We start from the raw sequence: 23978 nt of genomic DNA on the forward strand, positions 1-23978 counted from the left end.
CGCACCGCCGGCCCCTTCGTGTGCCGCGACCGCCGGCCTCAGCGGTTCCGGCCGACCGTCATCGGCAGCCCGTCCGCCATCCGCAGCGAGAGCATCGCCTCGGGGACGGCCTTGTGCCCCGGTACGGAGTCGAGCGTCAGGTCCCGGGTGACCAGGGCCGTGACGAACACCGCCTCCATCATCCCGAGGTTGCTGCCCACGCAGTACCGGGGCCCGGCCCCGAACGGGATGTACGCGTAGCGCGGGCGGTGCGCGACCCGCTGGGGGTCGAACCGCTCCGGGTCGAACCGCTCGGGGTCCGTCCACAGCCCCGGGTGCCGGTGCAGGATGTACGGGCTGATCAGGACGTCCGCCCCGGCCGACACCTCGTATCCGCCGACGTTGTCCGCCCGCTGGGCGATGCGGGGCAGCACCCAGACCGGCGGGTAGAGGCGCATGACCTCCTGGATGACCATGGTGGTGTAGGACAGCCGGTGCAGGTCGTCCAGGACCGGGGCACGGTCCCCCAGGATCTCCCGGGCCTCCTGGCGGACCTTCTCCCGGACCTCGGGGTGCCGGTCGAGCAGGTGGAAGGTCCACCCCAGCGTGCTGGCGGTCGTCTCGTGCCCGGCGAGCAGCAGGGTCACCAGCTCGTCGCGCAGCTGCTCCGGGGCGCCGTCGACGCTCTCCGCCTCGGCCGCCGCCAGGATCATCCTGGCCAGCGCGTCGTCGGGCGCCGCTCCCCCGCTCATCCGGCCGCGCCGGTCGGCGATGAGGGCGTCGGCGATCCGGTGCAGCTCGCGGCGGGCGGTGCGGAACCGGCGCTGCCGGGGCAGCGGCAGCCACGCGGGCACCTTGTCCATCGTCACCATGTCGAACATGGCCTGGTCCTGCACCGCCTCGAAGGCGTGGGCCACCTCGCCGTAGCCGTCGAGGCCGGTGTCCAGGAGCGTGCGGCCGAGGACGCCCAGGGTCAGCTGGGTGACCAGGTGCATGAGGTTCACGGGGGCCGCGCCCTCGTGCCGGGCGAGGAGCGCGACGAACTTCTCCGCCTCCTCCGCCACGGTCTCGGCCTGCTGGGCGATCCGGGCCGGCTTGAACGCCGGCTGGACGGTCCGGCGTTGCTTGCGCCAGACCGGGCCCTCGCTGGTCAGCAGGCCGTCGCCGAGGGCACTGCGGGCCTGCACCAGGCCGATGCCCTTGTGGTAGTTGTCGCTGTTGTCGGCCAGGACGTGTTTGGCGTAGTCGGGATGGTTGAAGATGTAGAGCTTCTTCGGGCCGATGGCGACCCGGACCGCGTCGCCCAGGGCCGCCGCGTCCCGCATCAGGCCGAGACGGTCCGTGGCCAGTTTGCGCAGCAGTCCCGGGAGCGCGGAGACCGGCGGTTCGGCCGGCCGGGCGGTCATGCCGCCTCGCGTTCTTCGGTGAGGCCCCGGAAGCGCCCGCTCCGGAAGACCAGGGTGTCGGCGGCCGGCGGCCGCTTGCGCGCGGCGACGACCCGGCCGATGAAGATGGTGTGGTCGCCGCCGTCGTAGACCTCCTGCCGCACGCACTCGAAGTGCGCGTCGGCCCCGGCGATCAGCGGGGCGTCGGTGGCCCGGCCCGGCTCCCACCCGACCGTGGCGAACTGGCTGAGCCCCGAGGGCCGGGTGGGGTCCGCGAAGTGCCGGGCGACGTCCTCCTGCCCGGCCGCCAGTACGGAGACCGAGAAGTCCTCCGCGCCGGTGAGGCTGCCGTGCATGACGGCCTCCTTGCCGACACAGACCAGGACGAGCGGGGGGTCGAGGGAGAGGGCGGTGAACGAGTTGGCGGTCATGCCCCGCCAGGCGTGGCCGCCGACGGTGACGACGGTCACCCCGGTGGCGAAGGTCCCGAAGGCGCCGCGCAGCTGCCGGGTGTCGGTGAGGTCGACGTCCTCCGCGGTGCGGGTGGTTACCAGGCTCATGCGGAACTCCCAGCCGGTGTCGAGAGGATGGACGGGCTGATCCCGGCGATGCGTTCCCGGCCGCGGGCGACCAGGATCCCCTCGCCGTGCGCCCCCTGCTTGTACTGGTGGTACGTCAGCTCCAGCTCTCCGGGCGCGGTGCCGGTGACCCGGACCCGGACGAGCACGGCGTCACCGGGCTCGGTCTCGGTCAGGGCCTCGCAGTCCATCTCCCGGGTGCTCAGCGGTTCGGCGGGGAACTCCGCCTGTTCCAGGGTCAGTTCACGGCACTGCTCCTGGCGCAGGAGGCAGCCGAGATAGGAGCCGTCGGCCTCGGCCTCGGCCTCCGTCCCGGTGGCCGTGAAGTGGTATTCGTACGTCTCACCCACGGCCCTCGCCCCCCTCCCCCGGTCCCGCCAGGACGGCGAAGACGGCGGGTTCCAGCGAGGTGCGCAGCGCGGTGACGAAGGTGGCGATCTCCAGGTCCCCGCTCTTGAAGAGCACCCAGTTGTCCTTGGTCTGCGGGAGCAGGGACAGGGACGTGCTGGTGAGGTGTCCGGCCTTCTTCAGGCACTCCACCGCGCTCCACACCCGGGTGGCCGCGGTGTCCGGGGCCTCGCCGGTCGTGCCCGCCACCAGGGCGGCCAGCGGGGCGTGGTCGCCCAGGAGGCCCGTCCAGTCCTTCTGCGTGCGTACGCAGACGGCCTCGACGTCACACGCGACGGCGGTGTCGGACACGGTCGCCAGGGTGAGGTTCATGCCGTGGGCGGCGGACACGTGCTGCCCGGTGGCGAGTTCGGGCTTGCCGTCGGGCCGGTAGCGCAGCTCGGCGGGTGCGCCCAGCGCGCGCTGCACGGCGGTGAGGGTCGCGGCCCGGCGGGTCCGGACCACCTTCTTGGTCCTGGTCGCCACCGCTCCGGGCCCGGGGGCGTCGGTGTCGTCGTCCGGGTCGGGTTCGACCACGACCGCGATGCTCGCGCCGAGGACCTCCTCCAGCGACCGTTCCAGGTAGGAGCCGAGGAGCGCCGGCGGCCAGGGCCCCGAGCCGTCGTTCTTGCGCACGGCGTGCAGGGTGAGCCCGTCCCACCGCTCGACCACGGTGCCGTCCGGGGTGCGTACGGCGATGTCGTAGATGTACGTGTCACCGTCCCGGGACCGTTCGGTGGCGCAGTAGCGCAGCTCGTCCGGGTCGCCGGGCAGCTTGGCGGCGGTCAGCGGCGTCAGGCGTTCGATGCCGGACGGCAGCAGGGTGGCGTCGGGGACGCAGACCTGGTTGCCGTGCATGAGCGCGTCGCGCATGCCGGGGTCGGCGAGCAGCAGGGTCGCGGGGAGGTAGCCGGCGAACCAGCCGCCGGTGCCGGCCAGGGTGAGGTCGGCGTCGACGTCCCGGGCGGCGGCGCGGTGGTAGCGGCGCAGCCGCTGGAAGCGGGTGCCCTGGAAGAGCACGCTCCCGTACAGGTCGGCGTCCGGGTCGAGCGGCACCTGGCCGAGCGGTGCGGTGCTGACGTCGGGCCGTCCTTCCTCCGGCGGTGTCGTCGTGTAGACCACGCGGGCCCGGAAGTGCTCGGCGGCGTAACCGGTCTCCTTGGTGAAGACGGCGACGTCGACGGTGTCGGGTCCGGTGACGGTGGCGGCGATGCGGATGTGCGCGGAGCCGTCCGGCGGGACGACGATCGGCCGGGTGAACCGCACGTCCTCCAGGACGGGTGTGCCGGTCCGGCCGGTGGCCGCGAAGGCGACCTGGGTCATGGCCTCCATGCCCATGACGGCGGGCATCAGCAGGTTGCCGTCGAGGTGGTGGTCGGCGAGGTAGGGGTCGGAGCCGACGTTGAGTTCCGCCTCGGTGATCAGCTCGACGTCGTGGTAGCGGATGAGCGGGGTGGCGGTGAACCGCAGCAGCGGCAGCGGCGGCTGGTGGCGGCGGACCGTGGCGACGCCTTCGGTACGGCCGCTGACGACGGAGACGACGGGCGCGTCCGGGTCCGTGATGAGGCGGAGCAGGATCTCCACGCCCTGCTCGGGCGAGACGGGGGCGATGCCCTCGCGGGCCAGCGTCTCCACGACGGAGAGCTTCTCGCCCATGCCGACACCGGACCAGACGGACCACTCCACGCACCGGGCCCGCAGCCCCGGGTGGTCCCGGGCGACGCTCTCGGTGAGGTCGGCCAGCCACTCGTTGGCGGTGGCGTAGTGCGCCTCGCCCTTCAGGCCGGCCCGGCCGATGATGCTGCCGAAGGTGACGAGGAGCTTGAGGTTCTGCGCGCCGACCGCGTCCAGGACGTGCTGGAGGCCGTTGACCTTGGGCGCGAAGGTGCGCCGGAGGTCGTCGCGCCGCAGCGCGGTCAGCGGGGCGGGTTCGTTGCGCCCCGCACCGTGCAGCAGACCGGTGACCGGTCCGAGCCGCCCGGTCAGCTCCGCGAGGGCCGCCCGGACCTGGGCGGGGTCGGTGACGTCCGCACGCGCGTAGTGCACGGGCACGCCGCCGTCCGTCATCCGGGCGAGGTTCGCGGCGAGTTCGGCGTCCGCCGCCGCGTCGGACCGTCCCATGACGGCCAGGGCCGCCCCGGTGTCACGGGCGATGGCGAGGGCGCACTCCGCGGAGATGCCCTTGCCGCCCCCGGTGACCAGGAGGACGTCGGAAGCGCCGATCGGCGGGTCGTTGTGCTCGGCGCGGACGGGCAGGGCCCGGAGCGTCGGCACCCGGCGCACGCCGTCCTCGCCGTAGTGGGCCTCGGAGAACCGGACGGCGCCACGGGTGGCGGCGACCTCCGCGAGGACCCGTTCCACCAGGTGCGCGCCGGGCGGCGTGTGCACGATGGTGACGCGGAGCCGGGGCTCCTCCTGGGCGAGGGTCTTGACGAGGCCGGCGGCGCCGCGCCCCGACTGGACGAGGACACAGCGCGGTTCGGCGTCCTGGGAGGCGACGGCGAGGGCCGTCTTCGCCCCGTCGAGCGCGTGCTGCAGGGCCTCCTCGGAGCACTGCTCGGGCAGCCGTATCAGGATGCCGGGACCGTACGGGGACGCCTGGAGCGCGGTACGGATCTCCTCGGCCCCGGTGTCCCCGGCGTCCGCGAACAGCTGCCAGGTGCTGGTGCCCTCCCCGGCGCGCGGGGCGGCGGGCAGCGGCAGTGCCTCGGGGGCCACGGAGAAGGCGCGGGCCCAGGGCGCGGCACCGATGACGACCGGGCCCGCCGCGTCCGGAGCGTCGGCCGTCGCGGCCAGCTCCTCCAGGGCCTCGGCGAGGAGCCGTACGGAGGCGGTCGCGAAGTTGGTCGGCATCCGGGCGGCGGAGAGGCCCAGTTGGGTAGCCGCCTGGTTGACGATCTGGCCCACCGTGATGGAGCTGAGGTGCAGGTCGTCCAGGAGGCTGGTCTCGGGTCCGACGAGCTCGGCCGGGAGTTCGGCGCGCTCGGCCACCAGGGCGGTGAGCACCTCCAGGACGGACCGGCCGGCGTCCGCGCCCTCGGTGCCCGTGGCGTCGGCGTCCGCCGGGGAGGCGGCCGGGGCGACGGCGGGCAGGTCCAGGAGCGGGGCCTGCTCGCAGGGGCTGGAGAGGAACGTGCGGGCGGCGCCGATCTCCAGCGGCCGGGTGAGCCGGTGCCGGAACAGGCGCTCGTGGGCGACGGGCGCCCCGCTCACCCAGGCGGCCGCCACGACGCGGAGCAGCGAGCGGACGGACTCGTCGTCGGTGTTCAGGGCGACGGCGGGGACGCCCGTGGCGTTGCCGGCCAGCGCGGAGAGCACCCGGCCCGGGCCGACCTCGATGAACAGGTCGGTGTCACCGGCCGCCCGGGCCACGGCCTGGGAGAACCGGACAGGGGCGGTGATCTGACGGCGGAGCAGGTCCGGGACGGAGGTGTCCGGGGTGAGTTCGGCACCGGTGACCGTGGAGATCACACGGCGTCCGGGGGCCGGGTGGGCCCGGTCGTCCAGCCAGGTGCCGAAGGAGTCGGCGGCGGGGGCGACCAGGGGCGAGTGGAAGGCGTGCGAGACCGGCAGCCGGGTGCAGGGGACGCCCTCCTCGGCGGCGCGCGCGGCCAGCGCGTCCACGGCGTCGACCGGTCCCGCGACAACGGTCTGGGCCGGGCCGTTGTAGCCGGAGACGACGACGGGCAGGCCCTGGGCGAGGCGTTCGGCGGTCTCGGGCCCGGCGGCCAGGGAGGCCATGGTGCCCGAGGCGCTGTGGTCGGCCATGGCCTGTCCGCGTACCCGGGCCGTCTCCAGGAGCTGGGCGGCGGTCAGGGAGCCTGCCCAGTGCAGGGCGGAGATCTCGCCGAGGCTGTGGCCGACCGCGAGGCCGGCCTCGATGCCGAGGGAGTCCAGGACCCTGAGCCCGGCCAGCGAGCCGGTGGCGATGCGCGGCTGGGCCGTCTCGGTGGCCGTCATGTCGCCCGTGGTGGGCAGGGCGGCGGTGGCGTACGCCTCGGCGGCCTCCGGGAAGCGCCTCGCGAGGGCTCCGCCGGTGGTGCTGGTGCCCGATCCCTGGCCGGGGAAGAGGAAGCCGATGCGGGGCTCGTCGGCGGCGTGGCCCAGGAAGGTGTTCCCGTCCGCGGTGAAGGCCGTCGCGCGTGCGTCGCGCTGGTCGACGGCGGTGATCAGGCGGCGCAGCTGCCGTTCGGCGTCCTCGGGTGAGGTGACGACGGCGGCGGCCCGCCAGGGAAGGTCGCGCAGTTCGCGCTGGAGGAGGGCGGCGAGGTCGGTGATCTGGCCGTAGGAGAGCCGGATCGTCTCGTCGGCGGCCCGGGTGAGGCGGTCGCGCAGTTCACCGGGCGAGTCCGCGTCGAAGAGCAGGACCTCGGCGTCCTGGAGCGAACCGGCGAGGTCGAGGGAGCGGCGGGCGAGCGGCTTGCGCTGCTGCGGCTCGGGCTTGTCGAGGACGATGTGGGTGTTGATGCCGCCGAAGCCCATCGCGGTGATTCCGGCGCGCAGCGGGGCGTCCTCGGGCCAGGGTTCGGCCGTGCGCAGGGCCCGCAGGTTGGCGTCGTCGGCGGTGAGGAGGTCGTGCGGGTCGGCGCAGCCGATGGTGGGCGGCAGCATGCGCGCGTCGACGGCGAGCGCCGCCTTGATCAGGCCGGCGACGCCGGCGGCGGCCTTGGTGTGGCCGATCATGCCCTTGATGGAGGTGATGACCGCCGAGCCCGGTTCGGCGCCCGCCCGGGCGCGGAACTCGCCGAGTGAGGTGAGCTCGGTGGCGTCGCCGACCTCGGTGCCGGTGCCGTGGCCCTCGAAGAGCGGCACGGTCTCGATGCCGAAGCCGGCCTGTTCGTAGGCGCGCCGCAGGGCGAGCTGGTAGCCGCTGACCTCGGGGCGGGTGATGCCGCCCTGGCCGTCGGAGGAGATGCCCCAGCCGGCGATGGTGGCGTAGATGCGGTGACCGCCGGCGAGCGCGTCCTCCTCGCGCATGAGGACGACCATGCCGCAGCCCTCGCCGGGCCAGAAGCCGTTGGAGCCCTGGTCGTAGAGGCGCATCTCGCCGCGTGCGAGGGCGCCGGTCTTGGCGAAGCCGATGACCTCGAACGGGTCGATGGACAGGTCGACGCCGCCGGCGACGGCGATGTCCGTGACGCCGCTGAGCAGGGAGGCACTGGCGGTCGTGACGGCCAGCAGGGAGGAGGAGCAGGCGCCGTCGACGGTGTATCCGCCGCCGTTGAGGTCGAAGTAGTTGCAGATGCGTCCGGCGATGGTGTTGGCGAGGCCGCCGGCGAGGGTGTCCTCGTCGGTGGGCGGGAACGGCCGCTTGTAGTCCTCCTCCATTCCGGCGGCGAACTCGGCGATCCGTTCGTCCTCCCAGCCGAGGTCCTTGAGCGCCCCGGTCAGCACCCGTCGTACGTAGGGCCAGCGCAGGCGCATCACGTTGGCGCGGGAGAACTCGCCGGTGAGGGTGTTGCCGATGACGACGCCGGTGGTCTCGCGGGGCAGCCCGGCCGCGTCGGGGAAGCCGGCGTCGGCGAGGGCGCGGCCCGCGGTGTCCAGGGCCAGCCAGTGGGTGAGGTCGGTGGACCGGTAGGTGCTGCCGGCGGTCCGGTGGGCGACGCGGTCGAACTCGTAGTTCTCCAGGAGCGCCGCCGTACGGGAGTAGAAGCGGTCGGGGACGGTGGGGTCGGGGTCGTAGTAGTCCTCCAGGCGCATCCGCTCGTCCGGGAGCCTGCGGAAGGCGCGGCGGCCGGCGACGGCGTTGTCCCACAGTTCGCGGGGGGAGGCGGCGTCGGGGTACCGGCACGCCATGCCGACGATGGCGATCCTGCTCATGCGGGCACCGACTCCTTCTGTTCTCCGGGCGACACGCCGTTGAGGGACGTGGCGGCCGGGGCGGGACGGAGGGGGACGACCTCGGACACGGCCTTGGGCTGCGCGGCGGTGTCCTTGTCGGCGGTGGCGTGGATCCACCACAGGTAGCCGCCGCGGATCAGGCAGACGAGCGCGGTGGCGAAGAAGATGCCGTAGGCGATGTGCAGGGCCGTCAGGAGGCCGTACATCGCGGCGACTCCGCCGCCGAAGGCGATCTGGGCGGTCCGCTTGGACGGCGAGGTGCCCGGGTCGGTGATCATGTAGTTGGTGAAGAGGACGAAGGCGGTGCCGGTCATCATGCCCAGGGCCGCCGGGATGGAGGTCCCGAAGATCAGGCCGCGCACGATGGCCTGGAGGGCGAAGCCGCCGACCCAGGCGGCGATCAGCCACATGCGGTCCGTGAGCTTGGCGTTGAGCATGGTGCCGAGCACGATGATGATGCCGGGCAGGACCCAGTCGGCGGGCCCGTAGAGGTACTCGGTGAAGTGGTACGGCGGGGCGATGCTGGCCCAGGGGAACAGCATCAGGATGACCGCGATGCCGAAGTTCGACGGGTTCATGAAGTGGCGCATCCGGCCGCGCAGCGGCGCGCGCAGCACCCATTTGGTGCCGACGGCGACGATCACGCCGAAGATCATGACCCAGATCCGGTCGTTGACGTAGGTCAGCATGTTCACGGCCAGGCCGGTGATGTGCGAGGGGAGCAGGAACTGCATCAGTCCGCGCGGGCCGCCGCCGAGGAAGCGGGCCCTGCGGCCCTCGACCCGGGCGCTGACGGCTTCCAGGGCGATCTCCAGGGTGTACGCCGTCGCGAGGGCGACCAGCGGCCAGGTCCATGCCTGTTCGAAGCCGAGGACGGTGTAGCCGAGGATGTTGAGCACCGAGATCGAGAGCGCGAACCGGGTCAGGGCCTTGATGACCTTGGCGTCGTGCCGGGGGGCGCTCTGCGCCTTGATCGGGGTGGGGGTCTGCTGGTCGGTCATGGTCACTTCTCCTTGGCCGTGACGCCGAGCTGGAGGCAGTGCCAGCCGGGGTTCAGCTGAAGGTCCTGGTGGTGTACCTGGCCGGAGCGGTCGCGCCAGACGAGGTTGACCTTGAGCGGTCCGTCCGGCTGGTCGCCGAGTCCGATGTGGATGTCGCTGCTGCGGCGTCCGGAGTGCCCGCCGCCGCCGTCGACGCGGCCGACGCGCACGCTGCCGTCGGAGCGGGTCACCGTGGCCTGGGCGCCGATGACGGGCGAGCCGTCGGCGTCGACCAGCTTGAGTCCGAGGTAGTCGCCGGGGTTCTTGCTGGTGTTGCTGTAGAAGACGGGCTCGCCCCACTGGCGGGCGACGGCCATGTCGAGCCGGCCGTCCCCGTCGACGTCACCGGTGGCGACGCCCCGGGTGGGCACCGGTACGGCGAGGCCGAGCGCGGGGGCCAGGTTGGCGTAGGAGCCGTCCGGGCTCTTGGAGAACAGGTGCAGCGCCTGGTCGCCGGCCAGGTCGTCGCCCTCGCGCAGGTTGGGCCACCACATCGGGTGGCGCACCAGGGCGTCGTTGGCGGTGGCGAGCTCCTGGAGCTGGGGCCAGCGGTTGGTCTTGCCCTTGACGAAGCCGGTGGCCTGCGCGATCTCCAGGTCGCCGTTGTTGTCGAAGTCGCCGGTCTTGACGTCCCAGCCCCAGCCGGACCACGCCAGGTTCAGCGGGGCGCTGTGGTCGGTGAAGGGGGCGATGCCGTCGCGCATCTTGGCGCGTACGTCCTTCTTGTCGCGGGCGGAGTCGATGAACGCGAAGTTCGACTCCTGGATGCCGAACGACGTGGTGATGTTCGAGACGAACGCGTCGTACAGGCCGTCGTTGTCGAGGTCGCCGAAGTCGACGCCCATGCCCTTGAAGGAGCTGCGGCCCATCTGCTTGGACTTCGGGATGGTCGAGCTGTACGCGGACTTCACCTCGGCGAACCGGATCTTTCCGGGGCGGGAGACGTTGTGGAGCAGGGCGGAGGTGCCGAAGTCGTGGCCGAGGTACAGCTCGGGGAGCTGGTCGCCGTCGAGGTCGTTGGCGGAGGCGGCCAGGGTCCAGCCGTGGCTGATGCCGGCGGGGACGGCGCCCTTGACCTCGCTGTAGCCGTTCTCGGTCCAGCGGAAGATGTGGGAGCCGCCGCCGTTCTGGGCGTGCGACAGCGAGTCGTTCATGGTGACCCCGCCGTCCTTGGACGGGTCGAGGACGGGGCTGTCGGGGAAGTAGTTCCCGATGAGGATGTCGTTGTGGCCGTCACCGTCGAAGTCCGCGACGGCGGCGGTGTTGGAGTTCCACAGCGGGCCGTTGTACGTCGTGCCGCCGGCGCCGGGGACGAGTTCGACGGGGGTGAAGCCGTCGGGGCTCATCTTCGTGAGGTCCTGGCCGGCGCCCCGCGTGCCCTGGAAGATCACCGGCGTACGGCCCCAGTAGGTGACCAGGAGGTCGGTGACGCCGTCCTCGTTGAAGTCACCGGGGGTGCAGCCCATGGGGGCCATGGTCGTGCTGGTCGGCAGCGGGGCCGGGGCCAGCACGAACGGCTCGTAGGCGGGGCTGGTGCGGTTCGGGGAGGGGGCCGGTGTCACCACGACCTGGTCGATGCGCGGGTCGGTGACGCACAGGTCGTTGGGCAGGGAGTCGCCGTCGATGTCGTTCATGGCGATGCCGGCGCCGACGGAGGAGATCCAGGCGTCGATGTGCTCGTACGCCTTGTTGACCTTGCGGATGGTCTGCTGCTTGTAGCCGGCGGGCATCGCGATCGACTCGGCCTTGAAGGTGAAGTGCGAGGCCATGGCGCTCTTGTCGGCCGCGCTGGAGACGGGCAGGCGCACCGCGTAGAAGGTGCCCACCATCAGGGCGAGGGCGAGAACACCCGGCGCCTGCTTCCGCAACCAGATCCGTGGGTGGGTCATGAGAGGGCATCTTTCTGCGCGAGGGGAAGGGCGGTGAGCCGGCCGGCGATCTGCTGCCGCCAGGTCTCGTATGCGGGTTCGCCGGACGGCCCGGTGGCGCGGGCGTCCGGGCCGGGCATGAGGTCGGTGCAGATCCGGGCCGCCTCGGCGGGGGTCCGGCCGCAGAGCACGCGTGCGGCGAGGTGGGTGTGGTCGATGGTCAGACCGGCCTTCTCCCGGGCCTCGGCGGCGAAGGCGGCGCCCTGGGCGAGCTGGTCGCGGTGCGGGCCGGACTGCTCGGCGAAGCGCCGGAGTTCGTCCTCGCCGACGCTGCCCGCGTAGGTGGCCGCGAGGCCGGCCCCGGCGTACATGTCCGCGTGCCGGTGCTCGGCGTAGGAGCGGATGAGTCCGGTGACGACGTCGGGGTCGGTCCCGCCGACGAACCACAGGGCCCGTCCGATGCCCTGGTCGACCGCGCGCAGGCTGTAGTCCGCGGGGCCGCCCGCCCAGGTGAAGGGGTGGACGCGGTCCGGGTCGCGCACATAGGCGTCGGTGCGGAAGTACGCCTGGTGGAAGCCGTAGCCGTCCAGGATCAGCCAGCGCAGCAGCGGGTCGGTGCGGGTCACGTCCGGCCACAGGAAGCGCGGGAGCCGGGCCATCGCCCAGCCGATGCCGACGTACACCATGTAGATGTGGTGCTGTCCCTGCCCGGCCAGGAGGCCGTCGAGCCGCTTGGTGCTGCCGGCGAGCGAGTCGAGCATGACGGCGCCCATGCCGGCGCCCTCGTACGCGAATCCGCGGTACCGCTCGTCGATGGTTTCGAGGCGTTCCTCGGCCTCGGCGGACGACCGTGCCTCGACCACGTACGCATACCCGTCGAGGAACGTTTTGCCGATCATTTCCAGCTGGTTCTTCGACGCCGCATCCTTCACGTGGAATCCGCGAACGTCCATTCTGGTCGCCGACACATTCGGCGTGAGAATCCTGCGCCTCGCCGCGCGAAGAAGTTTTGACACGTGAAGACCGTCCCTCGTCGTCATTTCTGCGATCGCATCCGATGCCTTCGGCTTTCCGGAAAAAAGTGCCTTCCGCAGCCGATCGGTGTCTACTCCGGGAATGCTCAGCCGGCGTTCACGGGGAGTTTTCCGCGCACCGATTCCCGCCACAGCTCATAGGCGGGCAGCGCGCCGTCGCCGGATTCCACCGCGCAGTCGTCGGCGAGTGCGGCGGCGTCCTCCACGGACAGGCCCGCGAGTTCGCGTACGGCGATACGGGTGTGCTCGGGGACCACGCGGGAGTGGTGCCGGGCCTTGCCGGCGAAGACCGAGCCCTGCGCCACCTGCGGCGCGTGCTCCCCGGCCAGCCGGCGCAGGGCGGCCAGGTCCTCGGCGTGGGACGAGCCGGCGAAGGTGGCCGCGAGTCCGACCCCGCTCCACAGGTCGGCGTGGCGCGCGGAGGCGAAGCGGCGGACGGCGGCGTCCACGTGGGCGGTGTGCGCGCCGTGGATGAACCACAGCGCGCGGCCGATGCCCTGGTCCACCGCGCGCGAGAAGTAGGCGGCGTCGCCCTGCCAGGGGTAGGCGGCGGGGGTGTGCTGCGCGTCGACGTGCCGGGCGGTGTCGAAGTACGCCTTGTCGAAGCCGTAGCCGTCCACGGCGAGCCAGCTCATCTGCGGGTAGAGCGGGGGGCCGTCCGCGCTGTCCGTGAGGTCGGGGAGGACCTTCTTCCACAGCGGCCGCGGCAGCCGGGCCATGGCGAACCCGATGCCGATGTAGTTCAGGAAGATGTGCGGGGCGCCGGGGCCGCGCAGCAGGTCGAGGGTCCGGTGGCCCTTCCCGGGGCCCATCGCGTCGCGCACGACGCAGGCCATGGTCGCGCCCTCGTAGGCGAAGCCCTGGAGCTCCGGGTCGACCAGGGCGAGATGGCGCTCGGTCTCCTTCGGGTCGCCGGCCTCGATGGCCCACTCGAACCCGCAGACGACCGCCTGCGGAATGGTCTCCAGCGCGCGGGTGTGCGCCGTCTCCTCGACGGGAAAACCTCGTCGGGCGAAGGTCACTTCGTCCAGGGACGGCGCCATGAGAATCCGGCGCAGTGCTCCCACAGCCGTCACGATCTGCCTCCTTCGGACCGCCACGGGAGGCGGTGGAGGCTTCATGGTGGGCGGGGCGCCGGGGGCGGGCATCTTCCGCTGTGCGCTGTTGACCGGGCAGCCGGAATGTCCGCGCTCAGCGGGTCCGGCGGACCGCCACCTCGTCCGTGTGCACCTCGCGGTCGCAGTCCGTGCACCGCAGCTGGGCATGCACCGATCCGTCGCAGCCGAGGTGTTCGGCGGTACGCGGGGGCCCGTCGGCGAGGTGGAGGTTGCGGTCGCCCCACTGCATCAGCGCGATGACGGGCTTGGCGAGGTCGCGGCCTTTCGGGGTGAGTACGTATTCGTACCGGACGGGCTTCTCCTGATAGAGCACCTTCTCCATCAGACCGTGCTCGACAAGCCTCCCCAGGCGGTTGGCCAGCACGTTCCGAGCAATTCCGAGGTTGCTCAGGAATCCGTCGAACCGTTTGATACCGAGGAACGCCGAACGAGCGATGAGGAGGGTCCACCGTTCGCCTATCACTTCCAGCGAGCGGGCGACGTTGCAATCCTGTCCTTCATAGGTGTTCTTCAACATCCATCCACCGTAGGGACCGAGTGAGTCTCTTGAAAACACCAAGGTGGTGAAGTGTGCACGAGCGATCCGTCCGGACCCGGGAAGCCATTTTGAGCGGAGCCGCCGAGGTATTCGGAGAAAAGGGGTATCTGGGCACACGACTGGAGGACGTCGCGACGCGGCGGCAACTGAGCAAGGGCGCCGTGTACTTCCACTTCGCGTCGAAGACCGACCTCGCGAAGGCCGTCATCGCACGGCAGTACGACCTGGTGCCGCGGCTGATCGGCCGGCTGCGCCCGCGCTTCCCCCGGGCCGCCGGCCTGCTGACCGCGCTCGCCCAGGAGGTCGCGCGACTGCTGGCGGACGACCCGGAGGTACGCGGGAGCTTCCGGCTGCTGGCCGAACGAGGGCTCATCGACGCCTCGGTGGACGATCCGTTCGCCGCCTGGTCGGCGGCCGTGGAGGACGTCCTGCGGGAGGCGGAGCACCAGGGCGCGGTCCCGGCCGGTACGCACAGCGCGGCCGTGGCGGGACTCGTCGTCTCCGCGCTGGTGGGGCTGCACCACATGGGCGAGGGAGCCGCCGGCCCCGGAGTGCCGGGTGACTGGCCGCCGCTGCTCGGCGCGCTGCTCGCCCTGGACTCCCCCTACGAGGCCCGCGCCAGCGCCGGGGCGTCCGTGCCCAGCCGGGCGTGCATGTAGGCGGCGGACATCAGCGCCATGTGGTGGTGCCAGCCCGGATACGAGCGGCCCTCGAAGTCGGCCATCCCGTAGTCCTGCTCCAGCCGTTCCAGCGTCTGCGTGGAACGGGTCCGCAGCCGGGTGAGCCGCAGTACGTCGTCCAGCCGCCGGCTGACCATGTTGGTGAGCCACAGGGTCTGCGGGCCCGTCCCCCGCGCGGGGCCGGCGATGAGCCGGTACGCGCGGGCGGCCGCCGGGTCCGCGACGGGTCCCGGGAGCCGTACGAGCGCGGTACGGAAGGTCAGCGGGCGGCCGATGCCGTCCCGGATCGTGTGCGAGCCCACCAGGTGCTGGTCGCGCGCGGCCTCGAAGAGGTCGGCGGCCGGTGTCACGAGGGGCGCGGCGCTGTCGCAGGGCCGCACGCGCAGGTGGCGGTCGGGGACGACCGGGAAGCGGGCCGGCACGCCGACGAGGAAGTCCCGGTGGCTTCTGCCCAGTCCGCGGATCAGCGACGTACCGGGGCAGTGGCTGCTGAGGTCGGCCACGAAGGGCACCTCGCCGAGCCGGGACCTCTCCCCCATGGCCCGGACGAGTTCGAGCGCACACGTCTCCAGGCCCCGCGCGTCGACGTCCTGGGGGATGCGGGTGCGGCTCCGGCGCGCCGGGTCCTCGGTCCAGAGGCGGGGCAGCAGCAGCCGCCAGCCGACCGGCAGCGCGTCGTCGTCGGTGACCAGGAAGGCGCCGATGCCCACCTGGCAGTTGACGGACCGCCCGGTGCTCGGCACGAAGCGGCGGTGGACCCCGCAGGAGTGCTCCCCGCGCTTGCGGACCACGGAGACGTCGATGGTCCAGGCGCGCGGCACCGTGTGCTCCTCCGCCCACCGCAGCAGTTCCCCGTACGCCGGTTCCCACGGCCAGGGGCTGGCGTTGACGAACTGGTGCAGCGACTGCGCGGTGGACGTCGATCCGGCCAGCGACTCGGCGAGCCGGCGGACCGACTTCTTGCCGGGCGTGGCCAGGAGGGCGCCGAGGTAGGCGTGGGCCCAACGGCGCTGGTCCACCCGGGGGAGGTGGCCGAAGACGACCTCGGTGAAGTCGAAGGCCGAGACCGGTCCGGGGCGCGGCGGGAGGGACGTGAGCACAGTGCGACTCCCTGTCGGCAGGGTGACTGGACTCGCAAAAGAATAGCGGACGTCCTCTTTTTTTCCTCCCGCCGGTACGGCCTCGGTTCCACTTCGCCACGTCGGAACCGGGTCCGGTGTGATACGGCGCCCGAACTGTCGCACTTTGCCAACTCCCCCTTGTCAACCCTCCGTTGCCCCGTGATCGTGACCGCGTATTGGATACGGCAGGACAGATCCGGAGTGACTATGGCTAAGCGGGTCAAGGCCCTGCGCACACGTGCTCTCCTCCTGGAGGCGGCGGCTTCGGCGTTCAGCGGGAACGGCTTCCACGGCACGTCGCTGGCGCAGGTGGTGGAGAAGTCGGGCATGACGATGGGGGCGCTGACCTACCACTTCGCCAGCAAGGACGATCTGGCCGACGCCGTCGAGGAGGAGGGCACGGAGGTGACGCGCTCGATGGTGCGCACCTTCGCGGCACAGGCGTCGCCGCCGCTCACCCGGCTGGCCGACCTGTTGCTGGGGCTGGCCCGGCTCCTGGAGGAGGACCCCCTCGTGCAGTGCGCGGTCCGGCTGTCACGGGAGCGGTCGACCGCCCCCTGGTCCCGGCTGTGGCTGCCCCTGGTGACGGCGCTGGTGGACGACGCCTGCAAGCAGGGCCAGGTACGGGCGGCGGCACGGCCCGACGACGTCACCGAACTGATCAGGCTGCTGCTGCACGGCACGGCGCTCGGCCCGGACACGCAGCGCAAGGACGCGCTGGCGAGGCTGCGGGGGGCCTGGCAGGTGGCGCTGGGCGGCATCACCGCCGAACCCGAGCCGGCGGTACCGGCCTGAGACCCCGGGCACCGGCCCCCGCGTCAGGCGGGCTGCTTCCGGTACCAGTCCGCCGCGTCCGCGAGAGCCGCCAGCGGCCCGGGCCCGGGATCGCACTGCGCCACGTCCCAGATCTCCTCGCTCCGGTACCAGTGGTCGCGCGCCAGCAGCTCGAACTGCCGCTCGCTGACGGGCCCCGGGACCGCGCGCAGCCGCTCCAGGCAGCCGGGCCAGTCGAGTTCGCCGCGCTGGGCGGGCAGTACGGCGTGCGCCGCGAGGGTGTCCATCAGGTCCCGGTTGCGCACGGGCCGCGGGTGCGAGGCGTGGAAGACGCCCCCGGCGGCCGGACCGGACCCCGGCGACAGGGCGAGTGCGGCGATCAGCCGGGCGAGGTCGTCCACGGCCACCGCGGACAGCAGCCCCCGGCCGCCGTCCCACCGCGACGGCACCCTCCGTACGAGCTCCGCCAGGGCCGGAACGACCCAGCGGTCGCCGCTCCCCAGCACGAGGCCCGGCCGGAGCACGAACGCGCCGGCCTCGCGGGCGGGGCGCTCGGCGAGCAGCCGGCTGCGGCTGGCGGCGGAGACCGGTGCGGGCACGATCTCGTCCACGCCGATGCCCCGGTGCGGACCCCGGCCGTAGACCGCGGCGGTCGACAGATGCACGATGCGCCGGACCCCGGCCCGGACGGCGTCGGCCATCACGGCCGCCGTTCCGCCGGCGTTGACCGCCTCGCAGCGGGCCGCGTCCGGGCCCAGCGTGGAGGCCAGGTGCAGGAGCACGTCGGCGCCCTCGCAGGCACCCCTGAGCGAATCCGGGTCGGTGAGCTCGGCGGACACCCACTCGTCGGCCGCGGAGGCCGGCCCCTCCGGACGCGGGCCGCGCCCGACCGCGCGGAGCACGGTCCCGGACGCGGCGCGGTGCCGGCCGAGTTCGCGCAGGACCGCGCCGCCGATGAAGCCGGTGGCCCCGGTGAGCACGACCCGTACGGGGCTCACCCCCGCGGCTCCGCCCAGTCCGGCCGCACGGTGAGCCGGGCACGGGCCTCGGGGGCGGCGATCCCGGGGAGGAGGTACCGCCAGAGCGAGGCGATGCGCTCGATGAGGTCGACGGACCCGGTGGCGACCTTCGAGTAGAGCTGGGTGCCGCTGTACGCGCCCACCAGGACCTGGGCGAACTCGCGCTCGTCCACCTCGGGGAGGAGTTCGTCGTCCTCGCGCGCCTCGACGAGGATCGCGTAGAACTGGTCGGCCCAGCCCTGGTAGGCGCTGGCGTCCTGGATCCCGATCTCGCCCTGTTCCACGGCGAGCCGGACGCCCGCACGGAAGAGAACGTTCCGCTGGAGCTCCCTGGCCAGGTAGAAGTTGACGTCCAGGAGCCGTTGCAGGCCCCTGCCCCCGTCGGGTATCTGCACGAAGGTGCCCTGCGCGTGCATGACCTCCTGCGCGATGGCCTGCTTCGTCTTGAAGTGGAAATAGAGAGCGCCCTGAGTGACGCCGGCCTTGGCGCTGATCCTGGCGACGCTCGCGGCGTGGTAACCGCTCTCCTCGAACACCTCGGCCGCCGCACGAACAATCAAGTCCCTTGTCCTGATTGCTCGTTCCTGTTTCGGATCCCTTGTCGCCACCACACGCGCCCCTCTTGGAAAAATACCGAGCAACCGTTATTTTATCAGCCTGCTCCACATCCCTAGAAGGTTGCATCCAGCCCACCCCGCTAGGAGTCACCATGCTGACTGAGCACGTGGACACGACCGCTCGACATGACCTGACCACGACTGTGGCCAAAGAGTATGTGCATCGAGCGGCTCTCGCCGAGGTCTTCCTGACCGGATGGCGGCGCACCGGGCCGGACGCCTTCACCCTCACCGCGCAGTGGCCCCGCAGCCACAGCTTCTACTCCGTCAGCCAGGCGGTGTACGACCCGATGCTGTTGTGCGAGACCATCCGCCAGACGTTCCCGCTCCTGATGCACGCGGCGTACGAGGTCCCGTTCGGCTACCAGCTCAGCTGGAAGGACTTCCGGTACACGGCCGATCCCGAGGCCATGCGGGTCACCGGCACCCCGGCGGAGATCGTCCTGCGGGTGTGGTGCCACGAGATCAGACGCGTCCGCGGACTGCCCTCGGCCCTGGCGATGCGGTTCGAGATCAGCCGCGGCGACGCCCTCCTGGCGGTGGCGAGCACCCGCATCGGATGCAGTTCCCCCGCCGTCTACCGGAAGGTCCGCGCCGGCCGGGGCGGTGTCGTACCGGAGCCGGTCGCCGCCGAGCGGCGCAGGCCCCTGGCCCCCCACACCGTGGACCGCCGCTTCGCCGCCGACGTCGTCCTCGCCGAGCCGGCCCGGCCGGCGGCCGGTGGTCCGCCCGGCTCCGTGGAGTGGCAGCTCCTCCTCGACCCGACCCACCCCGTCCTCTTCGACCACCCGGTCGACCACGCACCCGGCATGGTCCTCTTCGAGGCGGTGCAGCAGGCGGTCCTCGCGCTCGGTGATCAACCTGACATGAGCATGCCAATTTCGATGGACATGGCCTTCCACCGCTACGTCGAGTTCGACAGCCCCTGCACCATCACCGCCGAACCGGCCGCGTCTCCGGCGGCCGGGACGCGCCGCGCCCTCCGGGTCAGCGGTCTCCAGAACGGGGCCTGCGCCTTCGAGGCGACCGTCGAGGCCGACACGGTCCGCCCGCTCCCCGCACCCGGTCTCCGGTCCGGGGCGGTCGCCGCCGGCACGGCCTGATCCACCCCGTACGACGCACCCCCCGCCACTGGCCGCCGGTCCGCCGGCGGCCAGGACGGACCCCAGGAGACCTGATGCACGTGCACGGCAGCCCGTTCGAGGCGGCGCGGTGAGCCTTTCCGACCCGGCCGAGCTGAACGTCGCCTTCGAGCTCGAACTGGGACGGCGTGCACCGTTCACCATGCTCGGGGACTGGGTGCTCCTCTCGGGGGCCTCGTCGGAGGCGCGCGCGCTGTGGTGGGCGCTGTCGTCGCACCTGAACGTGAAGCGCAACGACGCCGAGGTGTGGCCGGGGCTGGCGACCCTGGCCCGGCTGCTCCACCTCAAGAAGCCCGAGCACGTGGCCCGTTACCTCCTCGAACTGGAGGTCATCGAGGCGGTGACCGTGAAGCGGGTGGAGGCGGGCCTCAAGCGCCGGCACCGTTACGTCATCCACCAGACCCCGTCCGCCGGATACGCGGGCCCCCGCTCGATGGGCGAGTGGTACGCCCTCAACCGGGGGCCCAGGTCCGAGACGGACGAGCAGCGGCGGCAGCGCGAGTCGGAGTTCGACCTCTGGCTGGAGGCCGTCCGCAAGGGGCTCAAGGAGCACTGCGCGCGGGTCGCCGCCGAGCGCACCCGGGCCCGCCGGGACAAGGAACGGCCTCCACCGCTGACCGCGTTCCGCGCTCCGGCCATCGAGGATTTCCGTACCCCCCTGGGAGGAGGTACGGAGCCGTCGGCGCAGACGTCCGCCCTCGAAGACGTACCCCTCTCCGAGGGGGTACGGCCCCCTGCGCGAAGGGGTTCGGTACCCCCTCCGGGAGGGGTGGAAGAAGACGAAGGTGAAGCAGACCAACATCAACGAGACCGCGATGCGCCTGCGGCGCGCAGCGCCGGTGACGGCCGTAGGCCAACTCACCGTAGTAAGGCCGCGGATCCGCGCCCGGCGCTCACCCGGGAACGGTCGTTCCGGATGAGCGCGGAGCAGAGCCGCGCGGTACGCACGGTGGAGGCGGCCTTCCCGTCCGAGCTCAGGGAGGGGCTGCCCGGGTACCGCCCGAAGGTGCTGCGCGACGCGGTCCTCGCCGCGCTGGAGTGGCGGTCGGCCGAGGAGGTCGCCGAGCGGGTGGGCCGCCGCTGGTACACCTGGGGCTTCTGCGACGACGCGGCGCACGGCCGGCTGGAGCGGCCCGTGGGCATCGCGGTCCGCCTCGTCGGCGACGGGGACTGCGGGGCGCCGCGCTGCGAGGACGGGGTGGACATCGACACGGGCAGCGTGTGCCCCCGGTGCGCGGAACGCGCCGCCCGCCGCTCCCGCTCGTCGGCCCGCCCCGTGGAGGCCCCGCCGGAGCCCCCGGCCACGCCGTCGCGGCCGGGCCCGATGTGGGAGTGCCGGCGGCCGGACTGCCGGACCCCGGTCAAGGGCCCGCGCCCGTCCGACCAGCTGTGCCCGTCCTGCGCGGCGGAGTACGGGGGGAACTAGTCGTTCATCACCCGGCGCACCTCGACCGGCTGCTGCGTGGGGACGCCGCCGGGGCCGGGGACGGCGGAGATGCGGGCGGCGATCTCCAGGGCGCGGGCCTCGGAGGCGACGTCGAAGATGTTGAAGCCGGCCAGGTGCTCCTTGGCCTTGGGGTCGGGGCTGTCGGCCACCTTCGGTGCCGCCGCCCCGTCCGCGCGCACGATCTTGGTGAGCTGGGGGTCGGCGAGCGCGGTGAACTGGATCATCTCGCCGCTCTCGGTGAGTTCCTTGGTCAGGACCTCGTAGTACTGGAAGTGCGCGGCGATGTCGCTGGGGTCCCACTCGTCCATGGGCTGCTCGAAGACGCCGCCGTCGTGGTTGACCATCAGCATGAACTTCGGCATGGGAACTCCTTGTGTCGTGGTGGTGCGCCGGTGCGCTTTCTCACCCCTGGGTCGGAGCGGGCGGGCCGTTCTCGACATCCCCCGGGAAGAAAGTTGAGAAGTTTTCCGGCGGGGCCCCGGCCCCGGGTCAGCGCAGCTTCCGGGCGAACTCGCGTACGTCGTCAACGAACAGTCCGGGCTGCTCCAGGGCGGCGAAGTGCCCGCCCCGGTCGTGCTCCGTCCAGTGCGCGAGGGACGGCAGGATGCGCTCGGCGAAGCCGCGGACCGGCCGGACGATGTCCCCGGCGAAGTACGCCACGCCGACCGGCATGGTGAGCGGCCACGGACCGGCCCAGGTCTCCAGGAAGTCCTCGACGGTGCGGTTGGACTCGTAGTACAGCTGGGCGCTGGTCCCGGCGGACGCGGTCAGCCAGTACACCGAGGCCACGGCCAGCAGCTGGTCGCGCTCCACCGCCTCCTCGGGGGCGTCCTTCGAGGACGTCCACTCCTTGTACTTCTCCGCGATCCAGGCCAGCTGGCCGACCGGTGAGTCGGTGAGCGCGTACGCGAGGGTCTGCGGGCGGGTGGACTGGATCTTCCGCCACCCCGTGCCGTCCTCCTCGAAGGCGACCGCGTGCGCGAGCCGTGCCGCGTCGGTCTCGCCGAGGCCGGCCATCGCGGCGGGGTCCTCCGGCGGGATCGTCACCAGCATGTTCACGTGCACCCCGGCGACGTGCTCCGGGTCGGCGAGGCCGAGGTGGAGGGAGATGGAGGAGCCCCAGTCCCCGCCCTGGGCGATGTACCGGTCGTAGCCCAGGGACGCCATGAGCTGCGCCCACGCCCGCGCGACCCGCTTCACCCCCCAGCCGGCTTCGGCGGGCGCGCCGGAGAATCCGTACCCGGGCAGGGACGGGATGACCACGTGGAAAGCGTCGCCCGGGTCCCCGCCGTGGGCGGCCGGGTCGGTCAGCGGCCCGATGACGTCGAGGAACTCGGTCACCGAACCGGGCCAGCCGTGGGTGAGGATCAGGGGCGTCGCCGTCGGTTCGGGCGAGCGCACGTGGAGGAAGTGCACGTCGACGCCGTCGATCCCGGTGACGTACTGGGGCACCTGGTTCAGCCGGTCCTCGACGGCGCGCCAGTCGAACTTCGTGCGCCAGTGGTCCGCCAGGTCCTTCAGGTATTCCAGGGGGACGCCGCGGTCCCACTGGACGCCGGGCAGTTCGGCCGGCCACCGCGCGTCGGCGATCCGGCGGTCCAGGTCGTCCAGGGCGGCCTGGGGGATGTCTATGCGGAACGGGCGCATGGTGTCACCTTTCATCGGCCCGGGGCCGAGATCACGAGGCCGGTCTCAGGGAGCGCCGGAGCACCCGGAGAAGAACGCGGGGGCGCATCAGCGCCTGGGGTGGATCGATGAGGCCCGCCGCCCGGATGAAGGCGTTGGATATCTCCGCATCGTGCTCCGCCGCTTTCTGGAGCCGCGCCACATAGGCGTTCACCAGGCGGGTCTTCACCGTGCGCTTTCCCCCGACGCCGGGAAATCCGAGATCGGATCCGGCCGACAGGTCCCAGGGCGCGTCGACGTCCTGGGAGATGTCGCGGAAGAAGGAGAGCGGCTGCGGGAGCGCGCCGTTGCGCAGATGCCGGAGCAGGGTCAGTGATTCCAGGGCGGACACGGTCATGCCCTGCGCGTAGATCGGGTTGAAACTGCAGAAGGCGTCGCCCATGACGAGCAGCCGCTCGGGGAATGCGGCGAGTCCTTCGTAATGGCGGCGCACACTGGCCGGGAATCGGAAGGTCACCGGATCGTCCAGGGGTTCCGCCGTACGAATGGCCTCGTAGATCTCCGGGACCGGAAGGGATTTCGCGAAGGCGAGGAAGCCCTCCGGATCGGTCGGCGGATGGTCCCCCAGCATTCCGGTCAGGGAGAGTTCGAAGCGGTTTCCGTCGCCGGGCAGCCGGTAGAAGAACGCGCCGCGCGGGTACGCCGGGGTGGGCGCGGGGATGATCGCCAGGTCGGTGCCCAGGGGGTCCTCGGCCAGCTGGTAGTGGCGCGTGGTGTAGGCCAGGTCGACCTTGACGTGCTCCTCGCGGGGGGCCGCGTACCCCAGCTCGCGCAGCCATGCCGGGGTGCGCGAGCCACGCCCGGTGGTGTCGACGACCAGGTCGGCGTGGAGCGTCCGCTCGGCGCCGCCCGGGGTCCGGGGCTGGACGCGGGCGCCGGTGACGCGGGCGCGGTCGGGGGTGGTCTCCAGGCCGGTGATGTCGTGGCCGTCCAGGAAGGTGATGTTGTGGATCTTCCGGACCCGCTCGCGCACGTGGTATTCGAGCACCGGTCTGGTGGCCGGGACGCAGAGGAGTCCCGAGTGCCCGGGGCGCATCCGGCGGCCGTTGAAGCACCACCGGTTGTCGCCGTTGAAGTCGCCGGAGGTGATGCCGGCGGCCGTGAGCTCGGCCGTGAGACCGGGGAAGTGCGATTCCAGGATCTGCTGGCCCCTGGCCACCAGGCCGTGGGCGTGGCGGGCGTGCGGAACCCCGCGGCGGTACTCCACGGTGTTCGGGAGTTCGTCGCGTTCCACGATCGTCACGTCTGTGAAGAATTCCGCGAGGACCCGGGCGGCGAGCATTCCCGCCATACTCCCGCCCAGGACGACCACGCGATCTCCGACGAGGCTGGTCACCACCAGCGCCTCCTCAATTCATAGGTGTCACCGCGATGTTCGAATGGTCGTCCTCAGCCGTTCGTGCGGCATCTTCCCGTGTGCGCTCCCTTGCCTCTACGGTTCAGCCGCCGGCCATCGGAGGGATCAGGACGACGGTGCTTCCCTCGGGCACCTCGGTGGTGGCCCGGGATTTACGGGGAATGAGCGTGTCACCCACGCACATATTGATGTAGCCGGCGGGTTCGCGGTCGGTACCGAGCAGCCGGCGGGCGTAGGACGGGTGGTCGGCGACGAATCGCTTGATGACCTCGTGCAGCAGCCCGGCGGGTACCTCGAACTCCGTCTGGCCGTCGGCAGCCCACACCGAGGGAAGAACGACCTTCACCATGGAATCCTCCTTTAT

General features: G+C 72.2%; 20 protein-coding genes. 4 read left to right on the forward strand and 16 right to left on the reverse strand.

Translation table 11 applies throughout. The features are described from left to right. Positions 1 to 38: 38 nt before the first annotated feature. From OG867_RS31960 to OG867_RS32000, 9 genes are all read right to left on the reverse strand, one after another. Positions 39 to 1385 carry a cytochrome P450 gene (locus OG867_RS31960; RefSeq protein WP_331720339.1) on the reverse strand — a complete coding sequence of 449 codons (1347 nt, stop codon included), beginning with the start codon at positions 1383 to 1385 and terminating at the stop codon, positions 39 to 41. Then, complete coding sequence (locus OG867_RS31965) at positions 1382 to 1924, reverse strand: flavin reductase family protein (protein ID WP_331720340.1); 543 nt, start codon at positions 1922 to 1924, stop codon at positions 1382 to 1384. The genes OG867_RS31960 and OG867_RS31965 overlap by 4 nt, the downstream gene beginning before the upstream one ends. Continuing rightward, the gene (locus OG867_RS31970) at positions 1921 to 2292 is read right to left on the reverse strand and encodes a hypothetical protein (protein WP_331720341.1); all 372 of its coding nucleotides are present in this window, start codon (positions 2290 to 2292) and stop codon (positions 1921 to 1923) included. Before OG867_RS31970 ends, OG867_RS31965 begins: the two co-directional genes overlap by 4 nt. Then, positions 2285 to 8152 carry a type I polyketide synthase gene (locus OG867_RS31975; RefSeq protein WP_331720342.1) on the reverse strand — a complete coding sequence of 1956 codons (5868 nt, stop codon included), beginning with the start codon at positions 8150 to 8152 and terminating at the stop codon, positions 2285 to 2287. Before OG867_RS31975 ends, OG867_RS31970 begins: the two co-directional genes overlap by 8 nt. Then, a complete protein-coding gene (locus tag OG867_RS31980) occupies positions 8149 to 9174 on the reverse strand; it encodes an enediyne biosynthesis protein (protein WP_331720343.1) in 1026 nt (341 codons plus the stop codon). Before OG867_RS31980 ends, OG867_RS31975 begins: the two co-directional genes overlap by 4 nt. A gap of 2 nt (positions 9175 to 9176) precedes the next feature. Further along, entirely contained in the window at positions 9177 to 11102 is a 1926-nt protein-coding gene (locus OG867_RS31985) for a VCBS repeat-containing protein (protein ID WP_328904608.1), read from the reverse strand. Continuing rightward, a complete protein-coding gene (locus OG867_RS31990; RefSeq protein WP_328904609.1) occupies positions 11099 to 12121 on the reverse strand; it encodes a DUF1702 family protein in 1023 nt (340 codons plus the stop codon). Before OG867_RS31990 ends, OG867_RS31985 begins: the two co-directional genes overlap by 4 nt. Before the next feature lie 80 nt (positions 12122 to 12201). Then, positions 12202 to 13194 (reverse strand): DUF1702 family protein, encoded by a 993-nt coding sequence (locus OG867_RS31995; RefSeq protein WP_328904756.1) that lies wholly within the window; start codon positions 13192 to 13194, stop codon positions 12202 to 12204. A 112-nt stretch (positions 13195 to 13306) separates the two neighbouring features. Continuing rightward, a complete protein-coding gene (locus tag OG867_RS32000) occupies positions 13307 to 13750 on the reverse strand; it encodes a helix-turn-helix domain-containing protein (RefSeq protein ID WP_328904610.1) in 444 nt (147 codons plus the stop codon). A gap of 89 nt (positions 13751 to 13839) precedes the next feature. Between OG867_RS32000 and OG867_RS32005 the strand changes: the two genes are divergently transcribed. After that, positions 13840 to 14430, forward strand: a complete 591-nt coding sequence (locus tag OG867_RS32005) for a TetR family transcriptional regulator (RefSeq protein WP_406281314.1) — start codon at positions 13840 to 13842, stop codon at positions 14428 to 14430. On the opposite strand, the gene OG867_RS32010 is transcribed toward OG867_RS32005, so the two are convergent. After that, entirely contained in the window at positions 14376 to 15551 is a 1176-nt protein-coding gene (locus tag OG867_RS32010; RefSeq protein WP_328904612.1) for a transposase, read from the reverse strand. The two genes, OG867_RS32005 and OG867_RS32010, sit on opposite strands and share 55 nt — an antisense overlap. Positions 15552 to 15779: 228 nt before the next feature. On the opposite strand from OG867_RS32010, the gene OG867_RS32015 reads away from it, so the two are divergent. After that, the gene (locus OG867_RS32015; protein WP_331720345.1) at positions 15780 to 16367 is read left to right on the forward strand and encodes a helix-turn-helix domain-containing protein; all 588 of its coding nucleotides are present in this window, start codon (positions 15780 to 15782) and stop codon (positions 16365 to 16367) included. A 23-nt stretch (positions 16368 to 16390) separates the two neighbouring features. Here OG867_RS32015 and OG867_RS32020 read toward each other — a convergent pair whose 3' ends face one another. Continuing rightward, a complete protein-coding gene (locus tag OG867_RS32020; RefSeq protein WP_331720346.1) occupies positions 16391 to 17344 on the reverse strand; it encodes an NAD-dependent epimerase/dehydratase family protein in 954 nt (317 codons plus the stop codon). Continuing rightward, complete coding sequence (locus OG867_RS32025; RefSeq protein ID WP_328904615.1) at positions 17341 to 17976, reverse strand: ScbR family autoregulator-binding transcription factor; 636 nt, start codon at positions 17974 to 17976, stop codon at positions 17341 to 17343. The genes OG867_RS32020 and OG867_RS32025 overlap by 4 nt, the downstream gene beginning before the upstream one ends. 98 nt (positions 17977 to 18074) lie before the next feature. Between OG867_RS32025 and OG867_RS32030 the strand changes: the two genes are divergently transcribed. Then, complete coding sequence (locus OG867_RS32030) at positions 18075 to 19085, forward strand: ScbA/BarX family gamma-butyrolactone biosynthesis protein (RefSeq protein WP_328904616.1); 1011 nt, start codon at positions 18075 to 18077, stop codon at positions 19083 to 19085. A gap of 109 nt (positions 19086 to 19194) precedes the next feature. Continuing rightward, on the forward strand, positions 19195 to 20550 hold the full coding sequence (locus OG867_RS32035; protein ID WP_331720347.1) for a hypothetical protein: 1356 nt from the start codon (positions 19195 to 19197) through the stop codon (positions 20548 to 20550). On the opposite strand, the gene OG867_RS32040 is transcribed toward OG867_RS32035, so the two are convergent. From OG867_RS32040 to OG867_RS32055, 4 genes are all read right to left on the reverse strand, one after another. Continuing rightward, a complete protein-coding gene (locus OG867_RS32040; protein WP_328904618.1) occupies positions 20547 to 20933 on the reverse strand; it encodes a YciI family protein in 387 nt (128 codons plus the stop codon). The genes OG867_RS32035 and OG867_RS32040 overlap by 4 nt on opposite strands. 127 nt (positions 20934 to 21060) lie before the next feature. Then, positions 21061 to 22218 (reverse strand): epoxide hydrolase family protein, encoded by a 1158-nt coding sequence (locus tag OG867_RS32045; RefSeq protein WP_331720348.1) that lies wholly within the window; start codon positions 22216 to 22218, stop codon positions 21061 to 21063. Between the two features lie 31 nt (positions 22219 to 22249). After that, positions 22250 to 23593 carry an FAD-binding monooxygenase gene (locus OG867_RS32050; protein ID WP_331720455.1) on the reverse strand — a complete coding sequence of 448 codons (1344 nt, stop codon included), beginning with the start codon at positions 23591 to 23593 and terminating at the stop codon, positions 22250 to 22252. A gap of 103 nt (positions 23594 to 23696) precedes the next feature. After that, positions 23697 to 23963: a MoaD/ThiS family protein gene (locus tag OG867_RS32055; RefSeq protein WP_328904620.1), complete on the reverse strand. Its 267-nt coding sequence runs from the start codon at positions 23961 to 23963 to the stop codon at positions 23697 to 23699. Positions 23964 to 23978: the final 15 nt, after the last annotated feature.

This window comes from Streptomyces sp. NBC_00209, from assembly GCF_045206345.1.
Lineage (GTDB): Bacteria > Actinomycetota > Actinomycetes > Streptomycetales > Streptomycetaceae > Streptomyces.

Excerpts from the sequence above, each read along its gene's own strand:
- OG867_RS31965 (WP_331720340.1), bottom strand. The coding sequence starts at position 1,924 with ATGAGCCTGGTAACCACCCGCACCGCGGAGGACGTCGACCTCACCGAC.
- OG867_RS31980 (WP_331720343.1), bottom strand. The coding sequence starts at position 9,174 with ATGACCGACCAGCAGACCCCCACCCCGATCAAGGCGCAGAGCGCCCCC.
- OG867_RS32015 (WP_331720345.1), top strand. The coding sequence starts at position 15,780 with ATGGCTAAGCGGGTCAAGGCCCTGCGCACACGTGCTCTCCTCCTGGAG.
- OG867_RS31975 (WP_331720342.1), bottom strand. The coding sequence starts at position 8,152 with ATGAGCAGGATCGCCATCGTCGGCATGGCGTGCCGGTACCCCGACGCC.
- OG867_RS32000 (WP_328904610.1), bottom strand. The coding sequence starts at position 13,750 with ATGTTGAAGAACACCTATGAAGGACAGGATTGCAACGTCGCCCGCTCG.
- OG867_RS32030 (WP_328904616.1), top strand. The coding sequence starts at position 18,075 with ATGCTGACTGAGCACGTGGACACGACCGCTCGACATGACCTGACCACG.
- OG867_RS32055 (WP_328904620.1), bottom strand. The coding sequence starts at position 23,963 with ATGGTGAAGGTCGTTCTTCCCTCGGTGTGGGCTGCCGACGGCCAGACG.
- OG867_RS31990 (WP_328904609.1), bottom strand. The coding sequence starts at position 12,121 with ATGACGACGAGGGACGGTCTTCACGTGTCAAAACTTCTTCGCGCGGCG.
- OG867_RS31960 (WP_331720339.1), bottom strand. The coding sequence starts at position 1,385 with ATGACCGCCCGGCCGGCCGAACCGCCGGTCTCCGCGCTCCCGGGACTG.
- OG867_RS31985 (WP_328904608.1), bottom strand. The coding sequence starts at position 11,102 with ATGACCCACCCACGGATCTGGTTGCGGAAGCAGGCGCCGGGTGTTCTC.
- OG867_RS32040 (WP_328904618.1), bottom strand. The coding sequence starts at position 20,933 with ATGCCGAAGTTCATGCTGATGGTCAACCACGACGGCGGCGTCTTCGAG.
- OG867_RS32045 (WP_331720348.1), bottom strand. The coding sequence starts at position 22,218 with ATGCGCCCGTTCCGCATAGACATCCCCCAGGCCGCCCTGGACGACCTG.